This is a genomic window from Planotetraspora sp. A-T 1434 (assembly GCF_025420585.1).
Classification (GTDB): domain Bacteria; phylum Actinomycetota; class Actinomycetes; order Streptosporangiales; family Streptosporangiaceae; genus JAOEGB01.
Map to the genome: position 1 here is coordinate 57,218 of NZ_JAOEGB010000025.1, position 11,422 is coordinate 68,639.

10 protein-coding genes are annotated in these 11,422 nt (G+C 71.1%); 3 read left to right on the plus strand and 7 right to left on the minus strand.

The features are described 5' to 3' along the window. Window positions 1-31 precede the first annotated feature (31 nt). The 4 genes from N5079_RS27595 to N5079_RS27610 form a co-directional block, all read right to left on the minus strand. Window positions 32-1,612, minus strand: a complete 1,581-nt coding sequence (locus N5079_RS27595) for a class I adenylate-forming enzyme family protein (RefSeq protein WP_410007835.1) — start codon at window positions 1,610-1,612, stop codon at window positions 32-34. A gap of 133 nt (window positions 1,613-1,745) precedes the next feature. Next, window positions 1,746-2,117 carry a VOC family protein gene (locus N5079_RS27600; protein ID WP_261587054.1) on the minus strand — a complete coding sequence of 124 codons (372 nt, stop codon included), beginning with the start codon at window positions 2,115-2,117 and terminating at the stop codon, window positions 1,746-1,748. Continuing rightward, on the minus strand, window positions 2,114-2,482 hold the full coding sequence (locus N5079_RS27605) for a Zn-ribbon domain-containing OB-fold protein (protein WP_261587055.1): 369 nt from the start codon (window positions 2,480-2,482) through the stop codon (window positions 2,114-2,116). The genes N5079_RS27600 and N5079_RS27605 overlap by 4 nt, the downstream gene beginning before the upstream one ends. Before the next feature lie 69 nt (window positions 2,483-2,551). Further along, a complete protein-coding gene (locus tag N5079_RS27610) occupies window positions 2,552-4,906 on the minus strand; it encodes a serine/threonine-protein kinase (protein WP_261587057.1) in 2,355 nt (784 codons plus the stop codon). A gap of 116 nt (window positions 4,907-5,022) precedes the next feature. Here N5079_RS27610 and N5079_RS27615 point away from each other — a divergent pair, with 116 nt between their 5' ends. Further along, entirely contained in the window at window positions 5,023-5,613 is a 591-nt protein-coding gene (locus tag N5079_RS27615) for a cysteine hydrolase (RefSeq protein ID WP_261587058.1), read from the plus strand. Between the two features lie 40 nt (window positions 5,614-5,653). Further along, window positions 5,654-6,403, plus strand: coding sequence for an SDR family NAD(P)-dependent oxidoreductase (locus N5079_RS27620; RefSeq protein WP_261587137.1), 750 nt, complete (start codon window positions 5,654-5,656; stop codon window positions 6,401-6,403). A 50-nt stretch (window positions 6,404-6,453) separates the two neighbouring features. Here N5079_RS27620 and N5079_RS27625 read toward each other — a convergent pair whose 3' ends face one another. After that, a complete protein-coding gene (locus N5079_RS27625; protein WP_261587059.1) occupies window positions 6,454-7,674 on the minus strand; it encodes a serine hydrolase domain-containing protein in 1,221 nt (406 codons plus the stop codon). Window positions 7,675-7,705: 31 nt separating this feature from the next. Between N5079_RS27625 and N5079_RS27630 the strand changes: the two genes are divergently transcribed. Beyond that, complete coding sequence (locus N5079_RS27630; protein WP_261587060.1) at window positions 7,706-8,635, plus strand: cyclase family protein; 930 nt, start codon at window positions 7,706-7,708, stop codon at window positions 8,633-8,635. 138 nt (window positions 8,636-8,773) lie between these two features. Here the strand turns inward: N5079_RS27630 and N5079_RS27635 are convergent, their stop codons facing one another. Both N5079_RS27635 and N5079_RS27640 read right to left on the minus strand, forming a co-directional pair. Then, on the minus strand, window positions 8,774-10,270 hold the full coding sequence (locus tag N5079_RS27635; RefSeq protein WP_261587061.1) for an AMP-binding protein: 1,497 nt from the start codon (window positions 10,268-10,270) through the stop codon (window positions 8,774-8,776). Window positions 10,271-10,341: 71 nt separating this feature from the next. Further along, window positions 10,342-11,394 (minus strand): LLM class flavin-dependent oxidoreductase, encoded by a 1,053-nt coding sequence (locus tag N5079_RS27640; RefSeq protein ID WP_261587062.1) that lies wholly within the window; start codon window positions 11,392-11,394, stop codon window positions 10,342-10,344. Window positions 11,395-11,422: the final 28 nt, after the last annotated feature.

Genomic DNA, 11,422 nt, shown 5'->3' on the forward strand with positions numbered 1-11,422 from the left:
GTCAGGGGCCTGCGGAGGAAGGTGTGCATGATCACGGCGAGGGGGGTGGGGGGAGGAGGGGGGCGTAGCGGTCGCGGATCTCGCGGCGGAGGAGCTTGCCGGGGCCGCCGGAGGCGTCCTGGAAGTGGGGCAACTCCTCGGTGACGACGATGTGGTCCGGGCGCTGCCGCTCGGGCAGCGACTCCGCCAGGGCGAGGGCCAGCTTGGCGGGGTCGACCGAATGTCCCGAACGGGAGACGACGGCCAGGATGACCCGCTGCTCCACCGCGTCCTCGCCTTCGACGTGCGCCGGCACACCCACAGCGCCCGCCTCGGCCACGTCCTCGACGGCGGTCGCGGCCTCCTCGATGACCGAGGGTTGCGTCCATTGGCCGCCTTTGAGGATCGAGTCCTCCCGGCGGCCGAGGACGTTCAGGACACCGTCTTCGGAGAGGGTGCCGAGATCGCCGCCGACGTACCAGTCGCCGCGCAGCACCTCGGCCGTCTTGTCCGGCAGCCTGTCGTAGCCGGCCATCCGGTGGGGCCCCGCGAGGTTGATCTCGCCGACCTGGCCGACGACCCGGTTGCCCGACGGGTCGGTGATCCGTACGGCACAGCCGGTCCGGGCCCGGCCCGACGAGCCGAGCGGGGTCGAGCCGTCGTCCACCCGGCCGACGCAGGTGTACGGGGCCTCCGTCTGCCCGTAGTAGGAGTACACCCCCGCGTCGGGTAAGCGCTCCTTGATGCGGCCGAGCAGGGAGCCCGTCAGCGGCTCGCCGCCCAGCATGATCACCCGGAGGGGCGACAGGTCGGCGGAGGCGTGGTCGTCGGAGCCCAGCAACGCGGCGTAGAACGACGGGATCTGCGAGACGTGGGAGACCCGCTCGCGCGGCACCACGCGGAGGAAGTTCGCCGGGCCCCAGTCCTGCTCCAGGACCAGGCGCATTCCCGCGTAGAGCGCGGGGCCGACGATCGCGGGGAAGCCGATGCCCCAGATGATCGCGCCGGTGCCGAACACCGAGTCGGGGGAACGCGGCACGTCGAGCCAGATCTGGGCGGTGGCCAGCGACGACGCGTGGGTGTGGATCACCGCCTTGGGCAGCCCCGTCGTGCCCGAGGTGTAGTAGAGCGCGAGCGGGTCGTCACCCGCGCCGCCCACCGGAGGCTCGGCGTCGCTCGACTCGGATTCGCTCAGATCGGCCACGTCGATCCAGGTCGTCACGCCAGGAAGGCCGGGCCTGATCTGCCCGGCGACCTCTTCCACCGTGGCGTCGTAGAGGAAGGTGTCCGCCCCCGAGTGCTCCACGACCGCGCGTAGCGTCTCGACCGGCCAGTAGGGATTGAGCGCTGCGGTCACCGCGCCCAGCTTCGCCTGCGCGAGGTAGACCTCCGCCACCTTCAGCGTCTCGTTCAGCAGCGCGGCGACCCGCTGCCCCGGCCGGACCCCCGCCGCTGCCAGGGCGTTCGCCCGCCTGTTGACGAGCCGGTTGAGCTCGTCGTAGGTGAAGCTCCGCTTGCCGCAGTAGGTCAGAGCGACCTTGTCCGGCGTCCGCAGGGCGTTCGCGGTCAGGACGGCGTACGCGTAGTTGCCATAGGGCGACGCCGCACTGGACGACACGGCGCTGGACGGCAGGAGGCTGGACGGCAGGAGGCTGGACGACACGGGGCTGGACGACACGGGGCTGGACGACACGGGGCTGGACGATGCCGGGCTGGAGGATGCGGGGCTGGACGGCAGGGGGCTGGTCGACACAGGGGCCTCCCGGCTAGAGGGACGAGTAGAGGATGAAGACGTTCCCCGAGGGGTCGCGCAGCACGGCCCGGACCTCGTGCGGCCCCGCCTCCGGCTCGCGCACCACGACCGCCCCCGTCTCGGTCAGGTCCCGTACGGCCGCCGCCACGTCGGCGACCTTGTACGACGGGGCGGTGGCCGTGCAGGACACCTGCTCCTCGGGGGCGACGAGCGCGACGGTGACGCCGCCGCCGTCGAGGGCCGCGAAGCGGTCGCCGTCCCGGAACTTCACGGGCAGCCCCAGGCCGTCCGAATAGAACGCGACGGCCTTGTCCAGGTCGTCCACCGGGATCAACACGTTGCCGACCTTCTGGACGTGCTTGCTGGTGTGCTGGCTGGCGGTCATTCGGGCCTCCACTTGGGCAGCGAGCAGTGTTCATCCCAGCTCACCCGGACGGGCATGCCGATGTGTATTCCGTCGTGCGGACAGTCGACGATCTCGCCGAAGGCCCTGGCCCCCTCCGCCAGGTCGATCCAGCCCACGGCGTACGGCTCGCGCTCCGGAGCGACGAAGCTGCGATGGACGACCGTGAACGTGTGGACCACACCGACCCCGGAGACCGGCTCCCAGGTGAGCTCGGCACAACCGCAGTACGGGCATTCGAGCGCCGGGAGATGCACGCGGCGCGCGCATGCCGTACATGCCTGGATGACCAGCTCGCGGCGGCGGCAGGCATCCCAGTAGGGCGCGGTGAGAGGATCCGGGGCCATCGTTCGCCAAGCTAGCGCACGCTTGGTTTGCTAACAAGGCCCTGCCCTGAGCCTGCCTATATTCCCTGGTCAGGCAGCCGCGCGGTTCGGTGTGCCGTCTGAATTTCCGTTGGATCCAGTGTCAGAGCCGTTGGACGCGCCGCCGTCGGAGCCGCTGGACGGGTCGCCCGACGGCTCGTCGTCCGGCTCCGGGCACGGCGGGCCGTTGACGGTGAAGGTGGCGGAGTCGCTCGCGCCGCCCGGTGAGGCGGTGACGGTGACGGTGCTGACGTCGGTGAAGCCGCACTTCGGCCGTCTGAACTGCGCGGTGAACGTCTTGGCGTAGCTGTTCTCGCCCTCCACCGTCGCCTTGTCGTCGTCCTTGAACGACAGCGTCTGCTCGGCGTAGGTGAGCTTCTGGGAGAAGGCGACGGCCAGGGTGACGGGGGCGGTCGTGGCGGCCTTGACGTTCACCACGGCCGTCGTGCCGTTCCAGGATCCGATCGAGACGGTCGGGGGCGGGCACTTCGGCCCGGTGACGCGGGTCTCCTTGCTCTGCGTGCCGTTCGCCGCGGAGGGGTCGGTCGTGATCCGCACGCCGAAGACGGCGACCTTCTCGCACTCCACCGCGCCGAGGTCGCCCGAGACGCCGAAGGAGTAGGCCGTCTTACCGGACAACGTCCGGGAGTCGGTGTCCACGGTCTTGCCGTCCCGGCTGAACTCGGTGGACACCTTCACCTTGCCGGGGCCGCCGGTCTTCACCGCGACGGCGGCCGTGTCGCCGTCCCAGCCGGTGATCGACAGGCTTTCGACGGTGGGCGGCGGGCACGGCGTGCCCTTCACCTTCACGACCTTGCTACGGGTGCCGCCCGCCGCCTTGGGCACGGTCGTCGCCTCCACGCGGCGGTAGACGGTCGTGTCGCACTTCGGCGTGGCGAAGCCGTGCTGGACTCCGGGGTCGTATGAGGTGGCGCCCTCCAGCGGGATGCTCTGCGGACTGCCCGCCACCAACTCGTCAGGCGCCGGCCCCTCCGAGAACCGCACCGCGAGCGTCACCTTGCCCGTGGTCGTGGTCTTCACGTGAATCGTCGCCGACTGGCCGTCGAAGCCGCTGATTCCGAGGCTCGTCACCGCCGCGGGCTTCGGCGTTACGGGAGGCGTGGCAGTAGGTGTGACAGGCGGCGTGACAGGCGGCGTGACACGGGGCGTGACAGGCGGCGTCGGACGCGGCGAACCCAGGGGAGCGATGGCGGGCACGGTCGTGGGGCCCGTGGTCGGTCCCGCCGTGCCGCCCAGGCTGGGGTCCCCTGTCTGCGACGGGTCCGTGGTGTCAGCGGTCCCGTTCGTCGTGGGTTCGGTGACCGGCGGCTGCACATGCTGGGTTGTCGTCTTGGGGGTCGGGGTGAGCAGCGTGTCCTCGGCCACCGGGGTCTGCCGGTTCGCCGCGACGAGGGCCGCGATGACCACGGCGGACAGCACGGCGGCGCCGATGGCGAACCTGGGTGCGAAGTGCGCGAGCCGGTTGGACAGCACGGTCCTGGCCAGAGAGGTGGTGACCTCCACCGGCTCGGCGGGCTTGGCCAGCGGGAACGTCAGGGCGAGCAGGGTGGCGAGCTCCGCGATATGGCGTCGCCCACGCTGCTCCCAGTCGGGGCCGTAGGCCGCCACCGCCGCGGCCTCCAGGTCGCCGACGAACGCCCTGGCGGTGGGCGGCCGGTCCACCGGGTTCTTGGCCAGCCCCCGCGCGACCAGCCCCCGAACCGAGCTCGGCACGTCGTTCACCGGGATGGGAGCGGTCTGGTGCTGGTGCCGCAGCCCGGCGACGTGATCGGCTCTGTACGGCTTGCGTCCGGTGAGGCATTCGAAGAACACGCAGGTCGCGGCGTAGACGTCGGTCGCCGGGCTCGCCGGGCCGGCGTCCCACTGCTCGGGCGCCATGTACGGCGGCGTGCCCGCCGGCATTCCGGGACCGCCGCTCGGTGTCGCGATCCCGAAGTCCGACAGCTTGCTGGTGCCGTCGGCCTGGATCAGCACGTTCTCCGGCTTGTAGTCCCGGTGGACGATCCCGGAGGCGTGCGCGAGCGAGAGGCCGGTGAGCGAGCCCTTGAGCACGACCAGCGCCGCCTCCGGGCTGGTCGTCCCGTGCTCGGCCAGGATCCTGCGGAGCGAGACGCCATCGACCAGTTCCATGACGATGGCCGCGCCGTCGCGGGTCTCGACGTATTCGTAGAGCCGCACGATGTTGGGGTCGTTGAGCTCGACCATGACGCGGGCCTCGTGGCGGAAGCCCGCCAGGAATCGAGGGTCACGGCGCAACTCGTCACGGAGGTACTTGATGGCGACGTAGGCCCCGGTCGTCGAGTAGGTCGCGAGCACGACCCTTCCTGCGCCGCCCGTGCCGAGCTCGCGCACTTCCCGGTATCCCGGAACCGACCAGGCGTTCATGACGCCGCCCCCTCGGATAGCCCTGAACCAAGGTCTCACCCGAAAGGCCCGCTGTCACCGGAGCATAATGTCACCTAAAGGTTGTAATCCGGCCAAGCGCTTGCTAGGTATAGGGCATGGGCCGCAGCGCCGTACTGGTTATGGAGATGCAGCGAGGAGTCATCGGCGATCTCACGAAATTTCCGGATCTGGTGGCGGCCTGTGAGCGGCACCACGTCATGGACAACGCCCGGGTGGTGCTCTCCGCGGCCCGTACGGCCGGCGTCCCGGTGATCCACTGCACGGCGGCCTTCCGGTCCGACCGGATGGGCTCGCACACGGCCAACAGCCCCTTTCTCGCCGTGCTCCTCAAGGACCCGGGGCACATGCTGGAGGGCACGGGAGCCGTGGACGTCCTGCCGTCGCTGCGCGATCCCGGCGACCTGGAATCGCGCCGATACCACGGCTTCTCGCCCTTCACCGGGACCTCACTCGACATGACGCTCCGCTCGCTCGGCGTCACGACCGTCGTCGCCGTCGGCGTCTCGCTCAACCTCGGCATCCCGGGCCTCGCCCTTGAGGCGGTCAACCTGGGCTACCGGGTCGTGGTGGTCACGGACGCCGTCGCAGGGATCCCGGAGGAGTACGCCCAGGCCGTCCTCGAGAACACCGTGAGCCTGCTCGCCTCCCGCATGACCGCCGCGGAGCTGGTGTCCGCCTGGCGATGACTAGCCAAGCAAGTGCTAGGTCGGATAACGTCCAGGCATGATGGACGGCTTGCGTCTGGACGGCAGGCTCGCCGTCGTCACCGGGGGAGCAGGTGCGATCGGGGCCGCCATCTGCGCGGATCTGGTGGCCCTCGGCGCCCGCGTCATCGTGGCGGACCTCGACCACCCCGGAGCCGTCACGGTCGCCCGCCGGCTGTCCCGCGCCGGAGCCGAGGCCGTGCCGATGATCCTCGACCTCGCGGCCCCGGCGTCGGTCGAGGACTTCTGCTCGGCGGCCGGCCCGGTGGACATCGTGGTCCACAACGCCGGAGTGTCGATCGTCGAGCCGTTCCTCTCCGGCGATCCGGCCGGCTGGGAGCTCATGTGGCAGGTCAACCTCAGAGGGCCGATGCTGCTGACCAGGCCGCTGCTCGCGGGCATGTGCGCGCGGTCCTGGGGGCGGCTGATATTCGTCTCCTCCGACGGCGCGCGGGCCGGTTCCGGCGGGGAGGGCGCCTACGCGGCCACCAAGGCGGGCCTGTTCGGGCTGGCGAAGACGCTGGCCCGTGAGGTGGCGCGGCACAACGTGACCGCGAACGTCGTCTGCCCCGGGCCCACGGACACGCCCATGCTCCGGAAGATCGGCGACACGAAGCCGGGTCTCGTGGACAAGCTCGCCAAGGGGATCCCTCTGCGGCGCCTCGGCACTCCCGAGGACGTGGCGGGCCTGGTGGCCTACCTCTGCACCGAGCGCGCGGCCTACGTCACCGGGCAGACCCTGTCCGTCAGCGGCGGGATCACGATGCATTGAACGGCCTCGGACCGAGCCCTGAGCAGCGGCTCGCCACGCTGCCGCGATGGCTAGCGCAGGGAGTCGTAGACCGCCGCGGCGAGGTCGTAGGCGCGGGTGCCGCCGCTCACCGCGCCGGCCATCTTGTTCATCGTGTAGGCCATGCCGATGCCGTGCTCGATGTCGCCCAGGCCGAGAGACCCGCCGAGCCCGGTGTGCCCGAACGCCGACCCGGCTCCGGCGGGCGGCGCGGGGAAGGCGTGCGCGGCACGCATGTAGCCGATGCCGAACGAGCTGTCGACGCACAGCACCCGGTCGGGTCCGTTGACCCGCCGCCTCAGGGCGTCGTCGAGCGTGACGGGGCGGAGGATCTCGCCCGCCACCAGGTCGCGGTAGAAGCCCGCCAGGCCGCGGGCGGTCGTGACGACCCCCAGGGCGGGCCATCCGGCGCGCAGGATGACGGGATTGTTGGCCCCGCCACGCAGCCGGTGGATCGGCGGGTTGCCGAATGCCCGGTTCATCAGGCTGCTCCCGTCCATCGCCGCGGCCGCCATCGCCTCCAGGGGGCCGCCGCCACCCCCCATTCTCGGGCCGCCATCCGGGAGGCCCCCGCCCGCGGATGCGGCGCCGGGGGCCGTGGCGGCGGGAGCCGTACGTTCTCCCGCGGAGAGGCGGGCGGCGCGGCCCGCCACGTCGGGGGGCGCGCCGAGCCACAGCTCCAGCCCGCGCGGCCCGGCGATCTCGGCGGCCACCACGTCACCCGCCGACTTGCCGGTGACCCGGCGGATGATCTCGCCGACCAGGAACCCGTAGGTGAGGGCGTGGTACCCATGGGCCGTGCCGGGCTCCCACAGCGGGGCCTGCCGCGCGAGGCGGGCGGCGATGGCGGCCAGATCCTCGAACTCCTCCACCGGCACCTCCTCCTCCAGCGCGGGCAGCCCGGCCTGGTGGCTCAGGACATGCTCGACGGTCACCCCCGCCTTGTCGTTCGCGGCGAACTCCGGCCAGAGCTCGCTGACGGGAGCCCGGAGGTCGACCTGGCCGCGCTCGGCGAGCAGCAGCAGGGCGGTGGCCGCGACGGCCTTGGTGCAGGAGTAGGCGAGGACGGGCGTGTGGCGCTCCCAAGTTCTGCCGGTGGTCCGGTCGGCCACGCCGCCCCACAGGTCCACCACCGCCTCGCCGCGCACGAACACCGCGAACGCCGCCCCCAGCTCCTGGCCGGTGGCGAAGTGCCGCTCGAAGACCTCGCGTACCCGCCGGAACCGGGGATCGCAGTGCCCGCCGATCATCATGCACCGTCCTCGAATGAAAGTGAGCACTTGCTTGGTGTCCGAGCCTAACAATTGGGGCCGGTTCGGCCCAGACGACCAGCGTGGGACGCTGAACCTCATCAGAGGCGAGACCGTGCTCCGCGCGCTGGGCGCGGCCACGACCGGCCAGGTGGTCAGCCTGTCCATGCCCATCAGGGGAGCCACCTCCTCGGCCGCTCCGACCGGTGTGCCCCATCTGCGCGGGCGGCCGCTTCCGCAGCACTTCATGTCGGTCGACGGCGGTGACTACGCGGCCGGCGCGCGAGCCGTCGGGCCGGGCCTGCGGATGGCCGACGACGCGCTGATCGTCACCCACCACGGCACGACCACCCACATGGACGCGCTGTGCCACATGTGGTCGGGGGAGGAGCTCTACAACGGCCATCCGGCCGCCCGGGTCCGGTCATACGGCGCGACGCGGTGCGGCATCGAGACCGTGGGCGGCGTGGTGGCGCGCGGCGTGCTCTTCGACGTGCCCCGCCACCTGGGTCTCGACCACCTCCCGGTGGACTTCCGGGTCGACGGCGCGCTGCTGGAGGAGATCGCACCGGACGTACGGCCGGGCGACGTGGCGGTCGTCCGCACCGGCTGGCCGCTGACCTGGGAACGGTCGCGGGAGGAGTACTGGTCCGGGCAGCCGGGGCTGTCCGCCGACGGGGGCCGCTGGCTCGCCGCCCGCGATGTCGCGATGGTGGCGAGCGACAACGCGGCCATCGGCGGCCTCAACTCCCGGCAGCTCGCCGACGAGGGGCTCGCGGACGACCTGCACATGATCCTGCTCTGGCGTCACGGCATCCATCTGGCCGAGATGCTCTGGCTTGAGGAGCTGGCGGAAGTCATCCACGCCGGTATGGCCGGCCGTACGGAATTCGTGTTCGTCGCGGCCCCGCTCAAGATAGAAGGAGGCACCGGCAGCCCCATCAACCCTCTGGCCATCCTCTGACCGGCGTGATCATGCACAGATTCCCGGAGACCCCGGCTGAGCTGGCTCGACACCGGTCCGTGAGACGGCACGAGTTCCCGGGCATTCCCGCCACCAGCGCGAACGTATGGCGTGATCATGCACGAGGGGACGACGTGATCAGGCGCCGGGGTAGGCGCCTCCGCCGTAGGCCGCGTCCAGGGCGTCGTAGTCGGGGGTGAAGCCCTTCTTGGGGATGGACGCGGCGAACTCGACATGCCGGGGTCTCTTGTAGGAGGCGATCTGGCCGCGGACGTGCTCAGCGAGGTCGTCGGCCGTCTCCTCGGCTCCCTCACGGAGGACGACGACCGCCTTCACCGTCTGCCTCCATCGCTCGTCGGGCACTCCGATCACCGCCGCGTCGGCCACGGACGGATGCGACTTCAGGGCCCGTTCGACCTCGGCGGGGTAGATGTTCTCGTTCCCGGACTTGATCATGCGGAGCCTGGGGCCGATGAAGGTCAGCGTGCCGTCGGGCTCCCGGCGGCCGAGGTCGCCGGTGTGGTGCCAGCCGCCCCGCGTCTTGGCCGCGTTGAGCTCCGGTCTGTTGAAATATCCGGAGAAGATGGACTTGCCGCGGGCGCAGATCTCCCCGACCTCGCCGGGGGCCACCTCGGAGCCGTCCGGATCGAGCAGGCGCACCTGCGCCAGCGGCGACGGACGCCCGGCGAAGCCCGCGGCCGCCGGAGCCAACCCCAGGAAGGTCAGCATGCCGCCGACCTCGGTCTGGCCGTACCCGCCCATCTTTGACCGGCACCACGGCGAGTCGTCCACCGTGGTCATCTCGTCCCACTCGGGGGAGTGCGAGACGAACCGCAGCGACGTGAGGTCGTACTCGCCAGCCGCGTTGGCGGCGACCACGCTGTCGATCATCTGACCGAACAGGAACGCCTGGGTGCACTTCTCGGCGTCGACGAGGCGGCAGACCTCCTCCGGGTCGAACGCCGGGATGAAGACGTTCTTGCCTCCGACCAGCAGCGTCGCCAGCGTGAACATCATCGTGCCGACGTGGAAGAGGGGCCCGTTGTTGAGGAAGGCGAAATCCGGCTCCATCTGCCGGACGTGCAGCAGCGACGCGCTGTGCGCGATCAGCGCGGCGTCGCTCAGCAGCGCCGCGCCGGGCCGGCCGTCGAAGGCCGCCGTGTAGAGCGCCAGCACGGGCAGCGTGTCGTCCGCCCGCTCGTCCGCCGGCGGTAGGGGAGATTCGTCCCGGCTGAGGAGTGACTCGTATTCGTCGCCCGACCGGATCCACGAGGCCGCGTTCTCGGGGGTGACGCCCGGCTCGTACACCACCACGGAAGGGGCCAGGTCGTCGAGGACGAAGCCGAGCTCGTCAGCGGCCTGCCGCCAGTTGGCCGGGCAGAAGATCGCCCCGAGGCGCGAGCAGGCGAGGAGCAGTTCGAGCACCCGGTGGGAGTTCTGCCCCAGCCACAGCACGCGGTCGCCCTGCCCCACCCCCGCCGAGGAGAGTCCGTTCGCCAGGCGGGTGACCCGGGCGTCCAGCTCGGGATAGGTCAGCCGTACGTCACCGTCGACGGCGGCCATGGCCTGCGGCCGGCTGCGCGCGTGGTCGGCCAGCACGTCGGAGAGGGTGAGCCGGTGGACGATGCTGCTCATGACACGCCTCCTCGGCGGAGCGGATGGGGGCGGATGGGGGCGGATGGAGGGCGGATGGAGGGCGGATGGGGTCAGAACGCGGGCATGACCTCGGTCGCGAAGAACCGCATGACGCTCTCCATGTCCTCCAGCGGGACGGGGCGGGTGCTGCCGAAGTCGCAGAGCAGGTCGGTGAAGCCCGCGTCCCGCAGCAGCCGGATCTGCCCGATCACCCGCTCCGGGTCACCGATGATTTCCAGCTGCTCCCACCGGAAGTCGGTGCTGACCGAGCCGCCCTTGAGGTAGCGGTCCTGGTAGTACTCGAACCCTTGGGCGGCCTTGCCGGTCTTGGGGTCGATCGGCGCGCTCTTCTCATTGAAGATCCGCGACCGGTCGAACATCGCCTCGAATCTGGCCTGGTCCTCGCGGGCGCGCTCCAGCGTGGGCGCGACGTAGACGCTGCGCGCCACCACCAGGTCGGCGTCGCCGGTGTGCCCCGACCGCGCGGCGGTGGTCCGCCAGGTCTCGGCCGCCTGGACGACCTTGCGGAACGTGGCCGCCGGGTCGGCCAGGATCGGCAGCCCGCGCTCGGCGTATATTGTCACGGTCTCGGGCGAGACGGCCGCCACGTGGATAGGCGGGTGCGGACGCTGCAGCGGGGCCGGGACGAGTGACACCTCGGTGCCGGTCCGGTAGAACTTGCCGTCGTGCTGGAAGGTGTCGCCGGTCCAGAGGCCGAGGATCACCTCAAGGGACTCGTTGAACCTGTCCCGGGCCTCGGCGAGGTCGATGCCGAACCCCTCGAACTCGAAGCTCTGGTAGCCGCGTCCGATGCCGAGGTCGAGGCGGCCACCGGACAGCACGTCGACCTGGGCCGCCTCCTCGGCGACGTGGATCGGGTTGTGCAGCGGCAGCACCACGATGCCGGTGCCCAGGCGGATCTGGGAGGTGCGGGCCGCGGCGTGGGCCAGCATCGTGAACAGGTTGGGCGCCACGCCGTAGTCGCGGAAGTGGTGCTCGGCCAGCCGTACGCCGTGGAAGCCGAGCTCCTCGGCCAGCTCGATCAGCCGCAGGTGGTAGTCGTAGACGTCCCTGAAGCTCTGGCCGTCGAACCGGTGGAACAGGTGGAAGGTCGAGAACTTCATGCGCCGATACCCCTGAGGCCGTCGTCTC